The sequence below is a fragment of the Mycobacterium colombiense genome, assembly GCF_001665835.1.
Lineage (GTDB): Bacteria > Actinomycetota > Actinomycetes > Mycobacteriales > Mycobacteriaceae > Mycobacterium > Mycobacterium colombiense_A.
Map to the genome: position 1 here is coordinate 1 of NZ_LZSX01000015.1, position 20,906 is coordinate 20,906.

Annotated in this window: 13 protein-coding genes and 2 pseudogenes; 10 read left to right on the forward strand and 5 right to left on the reverse strand. The window is 62.9% G+C overall.

Annotated features, from left to right (window positions below; all coding sequences use genetic code 11):
* From A5760_RS26920 to A5760_RS26540, 4 genes and pseudogenes are all read left to right on the forward strand, one after another.
* Positions 1 to 514: pseudogene (locus A5760_RS26920) on the forward strand (helicase); the annotation flags it as partial.
* Complete coding sequence (locus A5760_RS03695) at positions 511 to 4,614, forward strand: Eco57I restriction-modification methylase domain-containing protein (RefSeq protein WP_064877793.1); 4,104 nt, start codon at positions 511 to 513, stop codon at positions 4,612 to 4,614. The pseudogene A5760_RS26920 and the gene A5760_RS03695, both read left to right, overlap by 4 nt.
* An 18-nt stretch (positions 4,615 to 4,632) precedes the next feature.
* Positions 4,633 to 6,726, forward strand: coding sequence for a UvrD-helicase domain-containing protein (locus tag A5760_RS03700; RefSeq protein ID WP_064877795.1), 2,094 nt, complete (start codon positions 4,633 to 4,635; stop codon positions 6,724 to 6,726).
* 197 nt (positions 6,727 to 6,923) lie between these two features.
* Positions 6,924 to 10,556, forward strand: coding sequence for an NACHT domain-containing protein (locus tag A5760_RS26540; RefSeq protein WP_155764192.1), 3,633 nt, complete (start codon positions 6,924 to 6,926; stop codon positions 10,554 to 10,556).
* Positions 10,557 to 11,005: 449 nt separating this feature from the next.
* On the opposite strand, the gene A5760_RS03705 is transcribed toward A5760_RS26540, so the two are convergent.
* On the reverse strand, positions 11,006 to 11,467 hold the full coding sequence (locus tag A5760_RS03705; RefSeq protein WP_064877798.1) for a VOC family protein: 462 nt from the start codon (positions 11,465 to 11,467) through the stop codon (positions 11,006 to 11,008).
* Positions 11,468 to 11,625: 158 nt separating this feature from the next.
* On the opposite strand from A5760_RS03705, the gene A5760_RS03710 reads away from it, so the two are divergent.
* Positions 11,626 to 12,894: a cytochrome P450 gene (locus A5760_RS03710; RefSeq protein ID WP_064877800.1), complete on the forward strand. Its 1,269-nt coding sequence runs from the start codon at positions 11,626 to 11,628 to the stop codon at positions 12,892 to 12,894.
* Positions 12,895 to 12,898: 4 nt separating this feature from the next.
* Here A5760_RS03710 and A5760_RS03715 read toward each other — a convergent pair whose 3' ends face one another.
* Positions 12,899 to 13,501, reverse strand: a complete 603-nt coding sequence (locus A5760_RS03715) for a TetR/AcrR family transcriptional regulator (RefSeq protein WP_064877816.1) — start codon at positions 13,499 to 13,501, stop codon at positions 12,899 to 12,901.
* 69 nt (positions 13,502 to 13,570) lie between these two features.
* Here A5760_RS03715 and A5760_RS03720 point away from each other — a divergent pair, with 69 nt between their 5' ends.
* A complete protein-coding gene (locus A5760_RS03720; protein WP_064877802.1) occupies positions 13,571 to 13,999 on the forward strand; it encodes a DUF1707 domain-containing protein in 429 nt (142 codons plus the stop codon).
* A 28-nt stretch (positions 14,000 to 14,027) separates the two neighbouring features.
* The gene (locus A5760_RS03725) at positions 14,028 to 14,816 is read left to right on the forward strand and encodes an SDR family NAD(P)-dependent oxidoreductase (RefSeq protein ID WP_064877804.1); all 789 of its coding nucleotides are present in this window, start codon (positions 14,028 to 14,030) and stop codon (positions 14,814 to 14,816) included.
* Between the two features lie 209 nt (positions 14,817 to 15,025).
* On the opposite strand, the gene A5760_RS03730 is transcribed toward A5760_RS03725, so the two are convergent.
* Entirely contained in the window at positions 15,026 to 16,507 is a 1,482-nt protein-coding gene (locus tag A5760_RS03730; RefSeq protein WP_064877806.1) for a serine/threonine-protein kinase, read from the reverse strand.
* Positions 16,508 to 16,767: 260 nt separating this feature from the next.
* Here A5760_RS03730 and A5760_RS03735 point away from each other — a divergent pair, with 260 nt between their 5' ends.
* Positions 16,768 to 18,177 carry an FAD-binding oxidoreductase gene (locus A5760_RS03735; RefSeq protein WP_064877808.1) on the forward strand — a complete coding sequence of 470 codons (1,410 nt, stop codon included), beginning with the start codon at positions 16,768 to 16,770 and terminating at the stop codon, positions 18,175 to 18,177.
* Here A5760_RS03735 and A5760_RS03740 read toward each other — a convergent pair.
* Positions 18,174 to 18,839, reverse strand: a complete 666-nt coding sequence (locus A5760_RS03740) for a TetR/AcrR family transcriptional regulator (RefSeq protein ID WP_064877810.1) — start codon at positions 18,837 to 18,839, stop codon at positions 18,174 to 18,176. The two genes, A5760_RS03735 and A5760_RS03740, sit on opposite strands and share 4 nt — an antisense overlap.
* A gap of 120 nt (positions 18,840 to 18,959) precedes the next feature.
* Between A5760_RS03740 and A5760_RS03745 the strand changes: the two genes are divergently transcribed.
* On the forward strand, positions 18,960 to 20,273 hold the full coding sequence (locus tag A5760_RS03745; RefSeq protein ID WP_064877812.1) for a cytochrome P450: 1,314 nt from the start codon (positions 18,960 to 18,962) through the stop codon (positions 20,271 to 20,273).
* A 14-nt stretch (positions 20,274 to 20,287) separates the two neighbouring features.
* Complete coding sequence (locus A5760_RS03750; protein ID WP_064877814.1) at positions 20,288 to 20,698, forward strand: nitroreductase family deazaflavin-dependent oxidoreductase; 411 nt, start codon at positions 20,288 to 20,290, stop codon at positions 20,696 to 20,698.
* A 5-nt stretch (positions 20,699 to 20,703) separates the two neighbouring features.
* Here the strand turns inward: A5760_RS03750 and A5760_RS03755 are convergent.
* Positions 20,704 to 20,906: pseudogene (locus A5760_RS03755) on the reverse strand (thioredoxin-disulfide reductase); the annotation flags it as partial.

Consider the following 20,906-nt stretch of genomic DNA (forward strand, 5'->3'; position numbering starts at 1 on the left):
CTTGTCCCGCTACGTCCTCGACGCTGCGCTCGACTCCCGGCTCGACCCGGCGGCCCGACCCGCACGCCGCGCCGGGGTGATGCGCACCCGCGCGGTCGGCAAGGTCACGACATTGCTCATGGTGCGGTACCGGCTGGAGATCACCATCCCCGGCGCGGCCACCACCGTCACTCAGGTCGCCGAGGAAGCAAAATTCATGGCGTTCACCGCGAGCGGAGAGACTCTGAACTGGCTGCCGCAGGCCGACGTCGACACGTTGCTGACACTGAAACCATCGGGCAACGTGGATGACTCGTTGGCGCGAATGCAATTGGGGCGCGCCCTGGGCCGCCTGGACGCGCTCTCGAAACACCTCACCACAACCGGAAAAGATGCAGCGAAAAACCTGGTGTCCGAACATCAGGCGGTGCGCACCGCCGGCAAGGCCGGTGGCCGCGCGCCCGCCGTGCGTTTTCTGCCGCCCGCCGACGTCCTTGGCATCTACGTGTTCCTGCCGGACGGGGGCTCCCGATGAGCGCTGTGACCGTCTTCAAGGCGGTCCGCACGGTCGGCACCGCGCTGCCCGCCGAGGCCATCCCGCGCGCCAACGAATTGAGGATGCCCGGCCAGACCGCCGAGGCCTACCAGCTCCCACCGGGGATGGCCGTCAACGGCGCTATCGCCCGCGCGTGGGAAGCCATGCTGGCCGCGCACCGCACCTGGCGCACCGCGCTGGAGCGGCTACCCCGGGGTGGTACCGCCACCAAACTCACCCGCGACAAGTGGCTGCTGCCGCTGCTGTACGAATTGGGTTGGGGCCGACCCGATGTCGTCGGCGGCGGGCTGGAAGTGCCGCCCGGGCTCGGCGAGACCGAGGCGCCGCACTTCCCGATCTCGCACCGTGTCGCTTGGCCCGACGCCGCGAACGCCACGGCCTGGGTGCCGCTGCATCTGGTGAGCGCCGGCATCCACCTGGACAGCAAAACCCCCGGGGTAGCCGCTCGCGCCCCGCAGGCCATGGTGCAGGATTACCTCAACCGGGAAGACCACGCGCTGTGGGCGATCCTGTCCAACGGCCATCAGCTGCGACTGCTGCGCGACGCCTCGAGCCTCACCCGGCAGTCCTTCGTCGAGTTCGACCTCGACGCGATCTTCACCGACCAGCTCTACGCCGACTTCCGCATCCTGTTCTTCACCGTGCACGCGAGCCGTTTCGCCCCCCGCCTGGACGACAAGGCCGCCAAAGCCGTTGCCGATAGCGACGATTCCGGCGAGGATGCCGAAGCCGAGCTGGCCGAGCCCAAGCTCGGCAACTGCTGGCTGGAACGCTGGCGGACCACCGCCATCGACGACGGCGCCCGTGCGCTGCTGAACCTGCAGCACGGTGTCGCGGCCGCGCTGCAAGAGCTGGGCACCGGGTTCGTCGCCCACCCGGCCAACGTGGCACTGCGTGACACGCTGGCGGCGGCCGCTGACGCCGACCGCGACCTGCAACGCGCACTGCTGCGCATCGCCTACCGGCTCATCGTGCTGTTCGTCGTCGAGGACCGGGATCTGCTGCACCGCTCCGATGTCACCGGCGCCGCCCGCACCCTGTATGCGGACTACTTCTCCACCGCACGGCTGCGGCGGTTGGCGGCCGAACCGATCGGCGGCTGGCACACCGACCTGTGGGAGGCCCACCAAATCGTCACCGACGCCCTTGCCGGCGACGGGCTACCCGCACTCGGGTTAAGCGGACTCGGAGCAAGCCTGTTTTCGCGGGATGCGCTGAGCATCCTCGACGGCGCCAAGCTGCCCAACCGGGCACTGCTCGCCGCGGTGCGAGCACTGGCCCAGATCGACGACCCGGTAACCGGCCTGCCGCGCCCGGTCGACTACCGCAACCTCGACAGCGAAGAACTCGGCGGAATGTATGAGGGGCTGCTGGCCTACACACCGCGCTACCATGCGGATGAACGCGCGTTCACCCTCGACGTTTCCACCGGCAACGAACGCAAGAAATCCGGCTCCTATTACACCCCCTCGGATCTGATTGCGCTGGTGCTCGACGAAGCGCTGAACCCGTTGATCGACGAGGCGATCCGGCAGTCCAATCCCGAACAGGCGCTGCTCGATCTGACGGTGGTCGACCCCGCTTGCGGCAGCGGTCATTTCGTCGTCGCCGCGGGACGAAGGATCGCGGCCGCCTTGGCTGCCGTGCGGACCGGGGACACCGAGCCCACTCCCGCCGCCGTGCGCGCCGCTACCGCCGACGTCGTCGATCACTGCGTCTACGGCGTGGACCTCAACGACCTGGCCATCGAAATCACCAAGGTGGCGCTGTGGCTGGAGGCGTTCGACCCCGACCGGCCCTTCCCGTTCCTCGACGCGCACTTTCGCGTCGGCAACGCATTACTAGGCACCACCCCAGAGTTATTGCGCCACAACATCCCCGACACGGCATTCGTCCCGCTGGGTGACGACGACAAAACCTGGACCTCGAAACTCAAGGCCCGCAACAAGTTCGAGCGCCAAGCCGACCAGGACCAGTTGACGCTGAGCTTCGGTCCCGAGACCCTCAACGTCGAAACCGCCCAATTCACCAAGGCCGCCCGCGAAGCCGACACCAGCACCGTCGCGTCGGTGGCCGCCCTGCGGGCCCGCGCGGATGCGTGGCGTCAACTTGAATCAGATCCCGGCCTGGTGGGGCGCAAGCTGGTCGCCGACGCGTGGTGTGCGGCCTTCGTGCAACCCAAGACCGGGGCCACCACATCCGGGCAGGGCATCACCCACGCAACCGTGCGCGCACTGTCCGACAGCCCGGAATCGGTACCCGACACCATCATCACCCAGATCAACGCCCTCGCCCGCCAGTATCGGTTCTTCCACTGGCACTTGGAATTCCCCGGCATCTTCACAGTCCCCGGCGACGGCAGTGCCGACGCCGACACCGGATGGACGGGCGGGTTCTCCTGCGTCGTCGGCAATCCGCCATGGGAGCGAGTCAAGATCCAGGACAAAGAGTTCTTCGGCAACGCCGGCCGACCCGACATCGAGGGCGCAGCCACCGCGGCCATCCGCAAGAAGATGATCGACGGACTCGTCGAGACCGACCACGATTTGCATCGCGCGTACCTCGCAGCGTTGCGGCAGTCCGACGGCACTGCACACTTGCTGCTGAAGAGCGGCCGCTACCCGTTTACGGGCCAGGGCGATGTCAACACCTACAGCGTGTTCGCTGAGACCATGCGTACCGTCACCAACCCTGAGGGCGCGGCCGGCATCGTCGCCCCCACTGGGCTGGCGACCGATAAGACGACAGCGCCGCTCTTCGCCGACACCCTGAGCAATCAACGGCTGTACGCGTTCTACGACTTCGACAACGAAGCCAAGATCTTCCGGGACGTGCACCACGCGTACCGGTTCGCGGTCACAACGATGACCGGCGTCCGACGCACGGTGGGCCGCACCAAGTTCGCATTCCTCAATCGCCACATCTCCGATGTGCCCAACAAGCGATTCCAGTTGGCAGCCAAGGAAGTCCTTGCGCTGAACCCGAACACAGGAACGCTCCCGATGTTTCGCAGCCGTAAGGATGCCGACATCACCCTCGGCATCTACTCACGCCATCCCATCCTCATCCGCGACGGCGATCCCGACGGCAACCCGTGGGGGCTGTCATTCGCGACGCTCTTCCACATGGCCAACGACTCCGGGTTGTTTCGCACCGCCGACGATCTCGCCGACGCAAAGTTCAACGGCTGGTCCTACACACGCGGTAACAAGGAGTACGTGCCGCTCTACGAGGCGAAGATGCTCGGCCACTTCGATCATCGCTTCTCGACCTACAAAGACGCGACGCAGGCGCAGCTTAACCTCAGGACGCTTCCTCGCTTATCTGACGAAGCGCACGACGACCCCACCGCGGAACCTCTCGCTCACGATTGGATCGAACGACCAGCGCTAACGAATCGGATTAATAACCGGTGGGATCGCGAATGGCTCATCGGATGGCGTGACGTAACAAAAGCCGAGCAAATGCGGACGTTCATCCCCTCGGTGCTGCCGCTCACAGCAGTTGGACACAAGTTCCCAATCGCGTTTGTCGAGAATCTACGGAACGCCGCCTGTCTGCATGCAACCTGGTCGAGCATCGCCTTCGACTATGTTTCACGCCAAAAGCTCAGCGGCACGGGGATGACATACTTCATCGTAAAGCAGCTTGCGTTCCCGCGGCCCGAGTCCTTCGATCGCCCTACTCCTTGGCGGCATAGCGAGCACGTCGAGACTTGGCTCAACCCATACGTTCTCGAATTGGCATACACCTCCTGCCGTCTGAAGCCTTACGCACAGGATCTCGGCGACAACGGTCCACCGTTTCATTGGGATCCCGAACGCAGAGGATTACTCCGCGCTGACTTGGATGCCGGCTTCCTCCACATCTACGGCCTGGATCGTGACGAGGCTGAGCACGTACTGGACTCGTTCAATGTCATTCGCAATTACGAAGAACGCGACTTCGGCGAGTTCCGCACCAAGCGCCTTGTCCTGGATGCCTATGACCGCATGACTCAGGCAATCGCCAACGGCGGCAAGGGTTGGAAGTCGCTCGCCGATCCTCCCGCCGGGCACGGACCCCGTCACCCCGAATAGTCAAGCAACGGAAAAATAATGCCACTCGCCATCGACAAAGGGTTCCTCAAAGACTTGGGAAAGCTCGAGAAGCCCGTCTACAACCGGGTCACCGAGGTCTTCGACGAATTCGACGCCGCCACCCATACCGGACTGCACCTGGAGAAGATCGCCAACGCCCGCAACCCACGGTTCCGGTCCATCCGCATCGACCAATCCTGGCGCGGAATCGTCCTCGCTCCCAACGTTGGTGACGTGTACACGTTGCTGAAGGTGCTGCCGCACGACGACGCCTACGCCTGGGCACAACGCAGCAACGTCTCCGTCAACTCTGCCACTGGTGGCATCGAGATCCGCGACGAAGCCGAACTCGATCGCCAGATTCCCGAGATGGCTGAGGTGGCCAAGAACGCTGGCGAGCCGATCTTCGCCAACATCAGCGATGGAGAATTATCCAAGCTTGGGATCGACGAGAAGGTTCTTGCGTTCGCGCGTACCGTCACCGATGCGGCACAGCTCGACGCGGCGAAATCCTTTCTGCCCGAAACACAATGGGATGTGTTATTCGGTCTCGCCGCCGGTTTCACACCGGAAGAGGTGTGGGCAGACCTTGGGGCGCAGATCGTGAAGGAGCCGGTCGATACCGAGGACATCGACGCGGCCATCCTGCGCAGCAGCGACCGCGTCGTCCTGGTCAGCGGCCCTGACGAATTGATGGATGTTTTCGCCTACCCGTTCGCGACCTGGCGCGTGTACCTGCACCCGACCCAGCGCGCCGTCGTCGACGCCACCTATTACGGGCCGGCCCGCGTCACCGGCGGTCCCGGCACCGGTAAGACCGTCGTCGCCCTGCATCGCGCGCACATGCTCGCCAAACGCGGGGACGGCAAAGTGCTCGTCACCACCTTCACCTCAACGCTGGCCGAGACGCTCCAGTCCGGTCTCGACATCCTTGTCGACGACGAGAAGGTCGAAAGCCGCGCCGAGGTGTCACACGTCGACCGGATCGCGCACCGCGTCTTCCGGAAGACTCGTGGCGCACCGCACATGCTCGGCGCCTACGACGAAAAAGCGTTGTGGACCGGGCTGATCGACGAACTGGGACTCAGCTTCACCCCAATATTCCTGTCCGAGGAATGGCGGCAGGTGGTGCTGGCCCGTCGCATCAGCACCGCCGACGACTACCTGGCGGCCAAACGGACCGGACGCGGCCGAGCCCTCGGATCGGCCCAACGGGCGCAAGTCTGGCAAGCGATTTGGGAGTTCGAGCAGACCCTTACCAACCAGGGCGTGTGGACGCACGAAACCATCCGCCGCGAAGCCACCCGCTTGCTCGAGGAATCGTCCCAGAAGCCATTCCGCCACATCATTATCGACGAAGCGCAGGATCTGAGTCCCGACCAATGGCGGCTGGTCCGCGCGGCCGTTGCCGAAGCACCTGACGATATTTTCATTGCTGGGGACACCCACCAGCGCATCTACGACAATCGTGTCAGTCTGCGGGAGGTCGGAATAAACATCGCCGGCCGGTCGTCACGGCTGAACATCAACTACCGAACCACCGCTGAGATTCTCGGCTGGAGCCTGGGCCTGCTGCGCGGCGAACCGATCGACGACATGGAAGGCGGGCTGGACTCCATCGCCGGCTGCAAGTCGTACGTGCACGGGCAGCCACCGGCACTAAGCGGGCACCAAAGCCCTGACGCCGAAGCCAAATTCATTGCCGCGTCTGTGAAGGGTTGGATCGACAGCGGAATCGCACCGTCGGAGATCGGTATTGCGGTGCGCGCCAAGTGGTTAACGTCAAAAATCGAGCATGCCCTGAAGCGGGCCGGGATCGAGAGCGTTGACCTCGCGAAGGCTTGGGATGCCGACGATGCCACCCGTGTCGGCACGATGCACCGCATGAAGAGACTGGAATTTCGCTGCATGTGCGTCGCCGGTGTCAGCGCCAGGCTGGTGCCCGCTGCCAACGCCATCACCCCGGTCGAGGACGACAAGCAGACGCACCAGCACGATCGGGAGCGGGAACGCTGCCTGCTCTTCGTCGCCTGCACAAGGGCCCGCGAAGAGCTTCTCGTCACCTGGCATGGCGAGCCCAGCCCATTCTTGAACGCGATCGACAAGAACTGAACAGGGGCACACCTTGACCCGCCTGCCTACGCTGCTAGACGAAATTGATTCCGGCGCAGCGCTTCTTCTCGACAACTACCGTGGCTACACCCAAACTGACGTGGGTTTGGTGCGACCCGAGATTTTGAGAGCGTTCGGCAATGGCGAGATCATATAAAACTTTGGATAACGGGCCGCGACTACGCGAGGAGGATTAAGTGGAATTCAATTATGAGCGTCTGACACCAGACCGCTTTCAACAATTCGTACAGGCCTTGGTAGTTAGGAGCTACCCTAACGCTCAATGCTTCCCAATAGGACAAAAGGACGGCGGCCGGGATGCTCTCGATCGATCCTCGGCAGATGAAGTAATTATTTTTCAAATAAAGTTCAAGAGAGAGCGATTCTCGAATGATGACCCATTCAGACTATTGAAACCAACGATCGACGCGGAACTCCCGAAAGTCAAACGCCTAGCAGAAAGGGGGGCAACTAAATACATATTAATTACAAACCTAGGCGGCACAGGAGCTCTCGATGTAGGCTCGATGGACCGAACTCAGGGGTATCTCGAAGAAGTTCTTCCCATCGCCGGACAAATGTGGTGGCGTCCCGATATTGATGCGCGCCTCAATAACGAGTACGAACTCAGGTGGCGGTTCTCGGAAATTTTGACAGGCACGGATGTCCTGCGCATGCTTATCGACGAATCACTAGGCGAGCAGTCGCGCCGTCGCAGACTTGCTATTGAAAACTACATGGTTGCACAGTACGAAAGAGATGAATACGTTAAATTCAAACAGGCAGATTTGCAATCCAGCGCCCTTCTCTCGCTATTCATTGATGTGCCAATAGGACCCGGTCGAGCACAGAGGAAGACTCCCGGCAAGGAGGACCGTGGACCGCGCCCTATCGATATAGTCATGATGGTTGCGAAGCAAACCAGCCCTCAGAGAAACCGATTCGAAGTTGCCGGCGCGACGCTGCTTTCGCATCCGGCGGCTCAGGAATATTTTACTCGTGCAGTTATCGAAGGAGCACCAGGGCAAGGCAAATCCACTCTTGCCCAATATATATGCCAAGTTCAGCGGATGCGCTTTTTAAATCGCCCCGAACTTGACCAGATACCGGAAACCCATCGGTCGGTGCCAGCAAGAGTACCGTTCAAAGTCGACCTACGAGACTTCGCTTTGTGGCTTCAAGGCACTAATCCGATATCCGGCAACCCGCTTCCCGAGAATACAACTACGAGCCTCGAATCTTTCCTTGCTGCTCAGGTCCAGCACTTTTCTGGTGGTCAATCATTTTCTGTCGATGACATTCAACTGTTCCTTTCGCGAGTCCCCGCGCTCATATTTCTTGACGGCCTCGATGAAGTCGCGCCGATGAGCGATCGCAAGTCTGTCATCGAACATGTATCGGCCGCGAGCAGTCGTTTACGTCACGCATCGAATTCAACACAAATCATCGTGACTAGTAGACCCGTCGCATCTGCAAATGCGCCACAATTCAGCGCCGACACTTGGAGCTATTTTCGGTTAAATTCAATTAACGAAGACTTGGTTTATGAGTACGTCGATCGATGGGCAGCTGCGCGAAGGCTTAACACTATCGATATCCGCGAACTAAAGCAGGTGCTGAGGAAAAAGCTATCCAGTACACACATCAAAGACTTGGCGCGAAATGCAATGCAATTGACGATCCTTCTCAACCTTGTACACATAAGAGGCCACGCGCTTCCAGATCATCGAACCGCTCTCTACGATGCATACATTGATATCTTTTTCAACCGCGAAGCCGAAAAGAACCAAATTGTTCTCGAAAATAGGCAGCTATTAATTGATATACACGGCTACCTCGCGTGGCGCATGCATTCAGCGTCTGAATCACGTCGAACTGGTGGTCGTGTCGGCCAGGAAACGCTACGCGATATGATTGCGGATTTCCTTCGATCGCGTGAATATCCCACTGACACATTGGACGATTTGCTCGACGGCGTTGTCCAGAGGATCGTCGCGCTGGTAAGTCGAGTTGAAGGTACCTTTGAGTTTGAAGTCCAGCCACTTCGCGAGTACTTCGCTGCACGGCACCTATATGACACGGCGCCGTATAGCCCTGTTGGCGACCCCAAACGTGGTACAAAAACTGAGATTTTTGAGGCGATTGCGCCCAACCCGTATTGGCTCAATGTCACGCGGTTCTACGCTGGTTGCTACTCAGTTGGCGAGCTCGCGGGCCTCGGAAACCAGGTAGGCGAGTTACTCGCCCATGGCGACGGAGCTCTCACTTCGCTTCCGCGAACCATAGCCACGTCGCTTTTGTCTGACCGCGTTTTTCATCAGGCGCCTAATATTATGAAATCGGTACTTGAAAGAGCACTGGATAACCTGACAATTCGCTATGCGTTCTTACAGCAGTATTCCGATGGACTCTCCATCGAACTAGCGTTGCCCCGGGACGGAGGTTTAGACGAGGTCGTACAATATTTAGTTTCTTCCGCGATGTCTGCAGAGTCCGAGGCCGCGAAGTCAGAAATTGTCATGCTCCTACGACGTCTGTCACCTGACGTCATTCAGCGTGTCTGGGCCCAATCGAAACCGGAGAATTCGATCATAGAAGCGCAGCAGGTGTGGTTAAGAGTAGGCGCTGACATCGGGGTGACGGGCTCTCTTGACCAAAGATCAGCGATCGAGCTGGCAGAACAATCCATGGAATGTAGACTCACTCTTTTGGAGTCTGGTCACCCGGCATTATTGCAAACCGCGTCTGAACAAAGAGACGCGATTCTTATGGCGGTGAATAGGTCATCAGGTGTCGAGTCTATCAATGGAATACTTAGCCAGGTAAGCCGAGCGATAAGTTGGATTAAGTATGGTTCACTCATTGGACGAGGTCTTTTCTACCCCGGATTTGAAGAATCCGGGGAGACCCTTGATAGCATATTAGACCCCGATCTTAAACAATTAGTACGGGGAATCAATTCGATTGTCGAAAAAAGACAGTCAGCGGAGTGGCGACTCCCGTCTGTCTTTTGCGAAGTCGCATCGATATATGAGTCCGCGCTCGGTGTAACCTGGCTGTCATGGTGTGTTGGGAGTGCGTGCCTTTCAAACGTACCGTACAGCGAGCTGGCTGGCTTTGAATGTAAATCAAGGGTGATAGGGTTTATAGTTGAGGCTGCAAAACGACGTGCCAATCGGTCGTGGTGGCGCGAGACTTTGCTAGAAAATTGCGACAGCATAGATCGCGCTGGTCATGTTCTTATATTTTGTCAAATCGCGACTCCCGCCAACGTCAGGCAGAATGCAGCGATGATCGATTCATACCTCACTAGTTTTGAAGGATCGCTATATCGCAATATTGTCGAGGTACTTCGCAGGGCAAGGAGCGCTCCCTTACCATCGGATGTATTAAGTCAAGTTTTCGGGAGCGGCGCATCTACCCGACTGAAGGTTTTGCTCGGCTTCCGGGCTGCAAATGCGCTAAGAACGCAATTGGTATCGTTAATACCGGGCAATGCATTGTCAGATGATAGGATTATTGCCGATATTTGTATGGAATGGCTTGCTCTGAATAGTTCACCATGCATTAGCGACACAGATTGGCGCACCCGCGCCCAAGAGGTAGCAAGAATATATCCCTGCGCAAGTTACGCTTTTGCAGGGGTGGGCGACCGATTCGACAAACCTACAATGCCGGCAGACCTCGCGCGGACCGTACTATGCAATAGCGTCATCTACCCGGCTTCATTTATCGAGATCGCCGACAAAGTCCTCTCAGAATCTCAGCATAGGTCCGCAAAATCAGTTGGAGCGATTGCGCGCCGACGGCGGTGGGCAGCGAACGGATAGTGCACTATCCCATAATCCTTTGAGATAGGTGGATCTGGTTAGCGATTATCTGCTTGCATTGAGACGAAAGATATGGATTTGCCTTCGCGCTTAATGACATGGAGAACTTGATAAACCTGCTAAGTTATAGCCCACTCGGGGCATTTGCGTTCCCGATGTAGTTCTAATATTCAATGGGCGGCTAAAGCGACGGGAGCACGACCGGTTATTGAGCGATGCTTCATTACGTTAAACTGACTATTCGAGTCGCTTTGCTCTACAGGTTCGTTAGATCCGCGACCCGTCAAACGAGATCAGCTCCAGGATCGTACGGTATGAGCCATCAACGACCCGACGAACACGCTCAGATGCAGCGCCGCCGGGTGGATCAAAATCAGGCTGTGGCAGCTGTACCGGTGCTTGAAATAATTTGCGGCGAAATGCCGGCAACGAATGGCGTATCCGGGCCTTCACCTACATCGCGGCGAAGGCGGCAGCGCCGCCAACCACCTCTCCGAAAGCAACTCCAACAGCTGCCCATCCGGATCCCGGATCATCGCCATCGCCTCACCCACAGTCCCGTCGACCACCGCTCCCCCGAACTCCGCCACCCGGGCTAACACACCGGGGAGATCAGACACCGAAAACGAGATGTGCGTCAGCCCGATCTGGTCCATCACCCGCTCGGCGCCGGCATGAACCTGGCGCTTCGAGTAGTCCATCAGTTCGAGCACCAAGCCATCCCGCACCAAGTAGGTCGCATGCACCCCGAGCGGCTCGGGCAGCCCCACCAACTGAGCGGTCGGGCCATCGGGTGGGTCGAGTTCCCACCAGAACTGAAACCCCAGCAGGCCCTCGTAGAAGCGGCGCGACCGCTCGCGGTCCGCGACGCATAACCCAACGTGATTGAAAACCGTCCGATGGCTCGTCATGACAACCTTTCCCGCAGCAAATCAGGCCCAAGCGGTCATCCCACCGACCTCGAAGCCACTTCCACCACGCAGCCCAAACGCGCAATAATGCAAAGATAAACCAATAGCAGCCAGCTACCGCCGAATAAGCAGATCACCTTCCGTTGGAGGGCTTTTCGATGGCCACACGTCCGAACGTCAGGGCCGACGCAATCGTTGACTTCGACCATCATTCCGACGCTTTCAACCTCAACGAGCTGGCCGTCAACGCCGACCTGCGGCAGCGATGTCCCGTGGCGTGGAACGAGAACTACGGCGGGTTCTGGTTCCTCAGCAGCTATGACGCCGTGAGCCAAACCGCCCGCAACGGCGACACTTTCGCCCACAAATACGAGCCCAACGCCGACGACGGCGTCGACTATCAAGGCGAGATGGGCGTCCCCCGCCCCGACGGCCAGCCGGCCCTGGGCATCGGCGAAGTCGACGGCCCCTACCACCAAGCTCTACGGCACGCGCTGGCGCCGTTCTTCTCCCCCGGCGCCGTCGAAAAACTCAAGCCGTTCATGGAGCAATCCGCGCACTGGTTCCTTGACCAACAAATAACGAAAGGGCACATGGACCTGGTGCTCGACTACGCCAGCCCGGTCCCGGCCATCCTGACCATGAAGCTGATGGGCCTGCCCTACGACAACTGGCACCTGTACGCCAACCTCTTTCACTCCGTCATGGCCGTCTCCCAGGACAGCGACGAGTACGCGGACGCGATCGCCAAAGTGCCCGCCATGATGGAAGAGGTCCTCGAGTTCGCGGCCACCCGACGGGCCGACGCCCGAGAAGACTTGACCAGCTTCCTGATTCAGTTCGAGTTCGACGGTCACCGCCTCACCGACGAGCAGCTGCTCAACATCCTGTGGAACCTCATCGGCGGCGGGGTCGACACCACCACCTCCCAGACCGCGCTGACCCTGCTGCACCTCGGCACCCACCCGGAGATGCGACGACAACTCATCGAGCACCCCGAGCTCTACCGCACCGCCACCGACGAATTCCTGCGCTACTTCTCCGTCAACCAAACCCTCAGCCGCACAGTCACTCACGACGTCGTCCTCGCCGGCCAACGCCTCCGCAAGAACGACAAAGTCGTCATCAGCTGGCTGTCGGCCAACCACGACGAAACCGAATTCGACCGGCCCGACGAGGTCATCCTCGACCGCGCACCCAACCGCCACGTCGCGTTCGGGCTGGGGCCGCACCGCTGCATCGGATCGCATCTAGCCCGGCTGATGTCCGGCGTGATGGTCAAGGCCGTCCTGGACCGCATCCCCGATTATGAAGTCGACGTCGAAAACGTCCACCAATACCTGGGCAACCCGAGCATGACCGGGCTGGGCACGCTCCCGGTCACCTTCGCCCCGGGGGAAACCCGGGAAACGTCACGCCCGTGGTAATCGCTCAAAGCACTTGAGCCACAACGCCCGCGATCAATTCGTCGGGGGCTTGAACAATCCCGACAGCGGTCAGTTGGCCACCGATGGCAAGTGACGCGATGCCGTGCACCAGCGACCAGAGCGGCGCGGCAACCTCTCGCGGATCCCGCCCCTCGACAATCCCCGCCTCCTGGCACTTGGTGATCGCATCGAGCAGGTTCCCGAACGCCTGCTCGCCGGCGACCGCCACGCTCGGCTGCTCGGCCTTCAGCGACTCCGCGCCGAACATCACCTGATAGTGATCGGGATGGGCAACGGCCCATTGCACATAGGCACGACCGAGCTCGACGACCCGCTCCTTCGGATCCGATGCGCGCTCGGCGGCGGCGGTCAGAGCGGCGTGCAGTTCGTGGAATCCCTGTTCGGCGACGGCGGCTAGCAGCTCGGCCTTGTCGGCGAAGTGTCGGTACGGAGCCGCGGCGCTGACGCCGGCGCGGCGCGCCGCTTCGGTGAGGGTGAATCCTTTGGGCCCCTTCTCGGCCACCAGCGATAGCGCGGCGCTGGTCAGGGCGCGTTTGAGGTCGCCGTGGTGATAGCTCTGACGCCGCCTGACGGTCGACCGCTGCACTGCCATGTTGACGACATTAACATTAAGGTCTATGTTAATGCTATTCACATCGGCGACCAAGGAGACGAAATGTCGAATCTGCTTGAAACCACATCGACGCTCGCCGGCACCCGCGACCGGGAGAAGACCGCCGACCTACTCGGTCAGGCGCTCGCCCAGGGCTATCTGCAGGTGGGCGAGTACGACCAACGGCTGCAGACGGCGTTCCAGACGCACACGGCCCAAGAGCTACGTGAACTCGTCGCGGACCTGCCGGTCGATCGCATCCGGCGTCACGACCCCCGTCGGCGTGCCGCTCGCATCGCCGCGGCCCGTCGCGGGGTGCGCGCTCACCTGGCCGCGTACCTCGCCATGTGCGTCATCGTGCTCACGGTCTGGGCGGCGGTCGCCCTGACGACGGACGCGACCTACTTCTGGCCGATCTGGCCGATCCTCGGCGCGGGAATCGGACTCGTCAGCCACGCCGTGTCGATACCGCGCGGCAAGCAAAGCCGTTGAGAACCAGCACTACTCCCAAGGAGGAGTCATGAAGAACACGGCAGTGGTCACCGGCGCCAGCTCAGGTCTGGGCGCGATCTTCGCCGAACAACTGGCGCAGCGGGGTTTCTCGTTGGTGTTGGCCGGGCGGGACCAGGCTCGACTTGAGGCCGTCAAGCAACGGATCGGACAGGGCACCGAGGTGGAACTCGTCGTGGGCGATCTTGGCACCGACGACGGTGTCGAGGATCTGATCGCCCGGCTGAACGGACGGGTGATCGACGTGCTGGTCAACAACGCGGGCTTCGGCACCTACGGCCCGTTCGCGGAAATCGACGCCGATCGCGAACGCGAACTGGTCGCGGTCAACGTCGACGCCCCGGTCCGCCTGATCCACGCGGTCCTGCCGGGGATGCTGGCCCGCGGTCGCGGTGGCATCTTGAATGTGGCCTCCACCATCGCCTTTCAGCCCGGCACCTATCAAGCCACCTATGGTGCCTCGAAGGCGTTCGTGCTGTCGCTGAGCCAGGCGTTGTGGGCCGAGACCCGCGGTTCCGGCGTCACGGTGACCGCGCTCTGCCCCGGGCCCACCCACACCGGATTCGTCGACGCGCTCGGATCGGACGTCTCGCACACCGCGGTCTATCGGCACCTCGCCGAACCCGGACCCGTCGTGGCCGCCGGGTTGCGCGGTCTCGACCGCGGCCGCGCAGTGGTCGTGCCCGGCTTGCGCGACCGGATGATGGTGACGGTTACACGATTCGCGCCCGGATGGCTGTCGGCGATTATGAGCGGGCGGATGCTGCGACCCGCGGCGGCGCCGGCAAAGACGGCGTAACTTGTGCCCGCGGCATTTAGCCGTTGCGTCACACGTGCGACGTGCTGGCGCCGGACGTATAAGCCAATGTCAAAAGCGCTATCACATCCGCTAGCACGTTTGGGAATCGCTTCATGGCCGGAAATCCGTTACCCATGTGACGTATGAGGCCAAGGCTCGGACTATCCCGTCGCACACAGGTACGCAGAAACGCGCTGCGCGCGTCCCACTTACGACGCCGTGGCGTACTGCAGAACAGGTTCCGAAGAATCGACGTGCCCGTAGCTGATGATCCGCAGCCGGTTCGGCCGCACCTCGTAGACGACGCCGTCGACCGGATTGGTGACGTCGAATCCATCCTCGACCTGCTCGGCATTGGACAGTTCGAGGTGGGCGCCGTCGCGAATCCGCTCGCCGCGGTAATAGTAAGTCCCACTGAGGTTCTTACACACCACCGCCAGTGACTTGGCGGTCCGCAGCACCGCGGCCGGCGGGTTGCCAGGGTCGCAGCGGGCCGTCTCGCCCACGAACCCCAGCCCGTCGGCGCCCTTCACCGGGCGCGACAGCGTCGGCGTCAGCGGTGGCGGTGGGGTCGTCGAGGCGGGAGGCGCCGCCTGTGCAGTAGACAGCGGCGGGGAGGTCGAACCGTTGTGATGAGTCCCGCCAACCAAATTCACCGACAACAGCAGCCCGGCGATCAACACCACGGCCGCCACCGCGGCCACGACGAGCGGTGTGCGGCCGATCGCCGGCCAGTGCCATGAGCGCTCGGACGCCGGGAGCGGCTCGGGGCTGGTGTCAGCGGGCTCGTCGAGTTCTTCGGGAGGGGCTATCGGTAGCGGGCGCGTCTTGGGGGGACCGCTGCGGCCGGCCGCGGCACCCACCGGCTCGTAGGCCGCGAACACCGCCTCGCTGGCGGCGCGGGCGAGGTCACCCGCGGACGCGAATCGCGCGACGCGCGGCTTGGCCATGCCCCGGGTGATGATCTCGTCGTACTCGCGGCCGACGCCGCGACGCATGATGCTGGGTCGGGGTGCCGGCGCCAGCATGTGCGCGCGCTTCAGGTCCCCCGCGTCCTCACTCTCGAATGGCGGCTGCCCAGTGAGGCACTCGTAGAGCACGCACGCCAACGAGTAGACGTCGGTCTGCGGTCCGGTGCGCCCGGTGGTGAATCGCTCGGGCGCCATATAGGTCCGCGAGATGTTCTCGTCGCCGGCGGCCTGGGCGATGCCGAAGTCGGCGAGGTAGGTGAAGTGGTCATGGGTGAGCAGGATGTTCTCGGGTTTGACGTCGAGGTGCACCAGCCCGCCGGCGTGCGCGGCGTCCAGCGCGCGCGCCACCTGCGCCGTGATCGATGCCGCTCGCGACGGCTCCAGCCCGCCCTGCTCGCGCAGCAGATCCTTGAGGCTGCCCCCGTCGTCGACCAGGTGCATGTCGATGAAGGGCACGCCGTCGATCTCGCCGAAGTCATGCAGCGGCAGGACATGCGGCTCCTGCAGTCGCGTCACCTTGCGGCACTCGCGCCAAAGGCGTTGCTGGAAGCCAGGGTCCGCGGCCGTCTCGCCACGTAAGAGCTTGACGGCGACCATCCGGTCCTTAACCGTGTCGTATGCGCGGTAGACCTCGCCCATCGCCCCGGTGCCGATCAGTGATCGCAGCTCGTACGGCCCGAACCGGGTACCGAGCCGCGAACCGCGGGACGAGGAGGTCACGTCAGCAATCCTTTCTCAAGACAGTCCAGCCCGCGAATTCCCGAATCGGGCGTCGACATAACGTGCGCAGCCTCACGCGTGTCGCTACACCGAGACACCGCTGATAGCCGCTATTGTTCGCCGGCCGGCTGGCCAACAGGATCGGCCTGCACGAAACCGCGCCTTCCCTACCCTAGCGGCAGCACACCGTCGAGGCAGACCGAGCCGCACCCCCGAATACAGTGAGTAATTGTCCGGCACGTAAGAAGGTGAGGCCTTCGATGACCGACATGACGGCGCGGTTCGCGGAGATCGTCGGCGCGCACAACCTGCTTACGGGCGACGCCATTTCCGACGACTACTCGCACGACGAGGTGCTGACCAAGCCGCCGCAAAAGCCGGCCTACCTGGCCAAGCCCGCGACCGCCGACGAAGTCGCGCAACTCCTCAGCGTCGCCACGGAAAGCCGGGTGCCGGTGACGGCCCGCGGCTCGGGCACCGGCCTGTCGGGTGCGGCGATCCCCCGCGCGGACGGGCTGCTGATCTCCTTCGAGCGGATGAACGCCGTGCTGGAGGTCGACGTGACCAACCAGGTCGCCGTCGTCCAACCCGGCGTGACGCTGGCCGAACTGGACGACGCGACCGCCGGCACCGGGCTGCGGTACATGGTGCACCCGGGCGAGCTGTCGTCCAGCGTCGGCGGCAACGTCGGCACCAACGCCGGCGGCATGCGCGCGGTCAAGTACGGCGTCGCCCGCCACAACGTGCTGGGGCTGCAGGCCGCGCTGCCCACCGGCGAGCTCATCCGCACCGGCGGCAAGATCGCCAAGGTCTCCACGGGCTACGACCTGACCCAGCTCATCGTCGGCTCCGAAGGCACCCTGGCGCTGGCCACCGAGGTGACCGTCAAGCTGCATCCGCGCCTGGACCACAGCGCCACCGTGCTCGCCCCGTTCGCCGACTTCGACCAGGTCATGGAGGCGGTGCCGAAGATCCTCGGCAGCGGCCTGGCGCCCTACATCCTCGAGTACATAGACAACGTGACGATGGCCGCGCTGGTCCACACCCAGAATCTCGAGCTGGGCGTGCCCGACAACATCCGCGACAGCTGTCAGGCCTATCTGGTTGTCGCGCTTGAGAATCGAACTACCGACCGGCTGGACGAGGACGTCGAGAAGGCCGGCGAACTGCTCGCCGAACTTGGTGCCGTGGACGCCTACGTGCTGGAGGGTGGCTCGGCGCGCAAGCTGATCGAGGCGCGCGAGAAGGCGTTCTGGACACTCAAGGCGCTCAACGCCGATGACCTCATCGACACCGTCGTGCCGCGCGGCGCGATGCCCAAGTTCCTGTCCGGTGCGCGCGGTCTGGCCGCGGCGGCCGGCGGCGCGGCGGCGGGCTGCGGGCACGCGGGTGACGGCAACGTGCACCTGGCCATCTTCTGCCCGGATGCGGCGATCCGGAAGCAGCTGCTGACCGACATCTTCGCGCTGGCAATGGAATTGGGTGGCGCGATCTCCGGAGAGCACGGCCTCGGCCGCGCCAAGGCCCCCTACTTCGTCGAACTCGAAGACCCGATCAAGGTCGACCTGATGCGCCGCATCAAGGCGAGCTTCGATCCCGCGGGCATCCTCAACCCCGACGTCGCGTTCGCTGCGGGCGACACGCCTGTGACGCACCAGGCCAAAGACTAACTGGGCCCGGTGACCATCGGCATCAGATAGTTGCGCACGTACGTGCGGGTGTCGTCGATGGTGGCCAGGTTGATGCCGGTGTGCGGGGTCACGATGAACGACAGCGTCAGCCGGGTGTGCAGTTCCGCGACGGTGCGCAGGTGACGTTCCTGTGCCGCAGTGGTTTTCGACGTACCGTAGAGCTCGGTGCGCAGCAGCCCCATAGCGTGTTCGGTGGCGTAGTCGAGGATGGCGCCCGCGTCGATGGTCAGGCTGGGCAGGATCGTCTCGGGCTCGGTGCGCAGCAGCTTCTTGAGCAGGGCGTGTTCGCGCATGAACGTCACCGAGAACACCGTGCTGTAGACCATGCGGTCTTCGAGCGTCTCGCCATGCGCCCAGGCCTGCGCGTCGCCCTCGAGGAAGCGGCGCGCCTCGGCGAGCACGACGGCATCGACGAGCGCGGCCTTGGTGGGGAACCGCCGGTACAGGGTGGCACGCCCGACGCCGCTGCGCCGCGCCACGTCCTCCATCGTGATCCGGCGCATGCCGACGAGCTCGGCCTGCTCGATGGTGGCGGCCAGGATGCGGGCGGTGATCTCGTCGGGGCTGATGACCTGGGCGAGAACGACGGGATCCGGCTCGGTGAGGCGACGGACGAACTCCGCCGTTCGCGTCGTGGTCATCGATCCCTCCTTGCCGGTTCGTCGTGGCCGTCGTATCGTAGCGATCGAAGCGTGTGAGACATTGAGAGTCTCATTGTATCGCATGTTGCATCTCGGGTTGGCCTTTCGGGAGGGATCGTTATGCGACTCGGACTCAGGGCCCGGTGGGCGGCCATGCATGGCGTACCGCGGGCGTACTTCGCCGTTCAGGCCCGTCGCGGCGACCCGCTGGCCCGGCTGCTGCGCACCGGCACCCCGGGCGAGGACCGCTACGCGCTCATGGAGCAGATCAGGGCACGCGGACCGGTGGTGCGCTCCCCGTACGTGTGGGCCAGCGTCGACCACGCGGTGTGCCGACAGATTCTGCGGGACAAGCGCTTTGGTGTCACCGCGCCCACCGAGATGGAGCTACCCGGGCCGCTGAAGAAGCTCATCGCCAAAACCGATCCGGGCGTGGCCAATCCGGTGGAGCCGCCCGCCATGGTGATCGTGAATCCGCCCGATCACACCCGCTACCGGCAACTGGTCGCCCAGAGTTTCACCCCGCGCGCCATCGACTCGCTGGACACCCGCGTCGTCGAGGTGACGATGGACCTGATCGACCGCATCGCCGCCGCACCGCAGCCCGATTTGATCGCCGACTTCGCGACGCAACTGCCGGTCGCCATCATCGCCGAAATCCTTGGCCTGCCGCCCGATTCCTACCCCCGCATGCTGGCGTGGGGCCGCAGCGGCTCCCCGCTGCTCGACATCGGGATCGACTGGAAGACCTACCGCGACGCCATCGACGGCCTGCGCGGCGTCGACGACTACCTGCTGGAGCACTTCCATAAGCTGCGCGCCGACCCGCACAGCGACAATCCGTTCGGCCGGATGGCCGCCGACGGCTCGCTGACCGACCGCGAGCTCACCGCCAACGCCGCGCTGATCATCGGCGCGGGCTTCGAAACGACGGTGAACCTGATCGGCAACGGCATCGTCCTGCTGCTGCAGCATCCCGACCAATTGGCGCTGCTGCACGACAATCCGGACCTGTGGCCCGGTGCCGTCGAGGAGATCCTGCGGCTCGCCAGCCCCGTGCAGATGACCGCGCGCACCCCGAGTTGCGACGTCGAGATCGCCGGAATCCACATCGCGGCCGGCGACATGGTCGGCCTGTTCCTCGGTGGCGCCAACCGCGATCCGAAAATCTTCACGGACCCAACGAGATTCGACATCACCCGGCCCAACGCGCGCGATCACCTGGCGTTCGCGTCCGGCATCCACGCCTGCCTCGGCGCCGCCCTGGCCCGCATCGAAGGCGCCACCGCTCTGCGCGCCCTCTTCGAGAGTTTCCCCGATCTGCGCCTCACCGCTCCCCCACAGCGGCGGGGGCTGATCAACCTGCACGGCTACACCCGGCTGCCGGCCCAACTCGGCGGCCGCAGAACAACTTCCGCCAAGCTTCCCGTCTAAGCTCAGGAGTTCTCATGTCCCCCAAGGATCATCCCAACAACGCCCCCGGCCTGCCGATGCTGTTTCCGACCTGGATCGACCGGTTGCAGATGAAGTACATGAACCCGGTCATGCGGCGGGTGGCCCGCTTCCTGCCGACGTTCGTCGTGGTCAACCATCTCGGCCGCAAATCGGGTAAACCGTACCGGACCGTGGTGAACGCCTACCGCAAAGGCAACGTCGTGGCAATCCTGTTGGGCCACGGCAACACCGACTGGGTGAAGAACCTGCTGGCCGCCGGCGAGGGAGATCTGCAGCTCCGCAATCGCGACGTGCACATCACCAACGTGCGGGTGCTGCCCACCGGCGCCGACGGCGACGGACTGCCGTTCATCGCGCGCCTGGGGCTGCGCCGGATGGGCGTTCTGGTCGCCGACGTCGCCTGAAAGACTCAGCTACGCAACGGCTCTCGGCCGATCGCCGGCGTCACGGACGCGTCCACGTCGGTTTCCTCGCGGTCGGCGAGCCAGCGTTCGGCGTCGATGGCGGCCGAGCAGCCGCTGCCGGCGGCGGTGACGGCCTGGCGGTAGGTGCGGTCCACCAGGTCCCCGGAGGCGAACACCCCATCAATCGAGGTGGCCGTGGTGCGGCCCT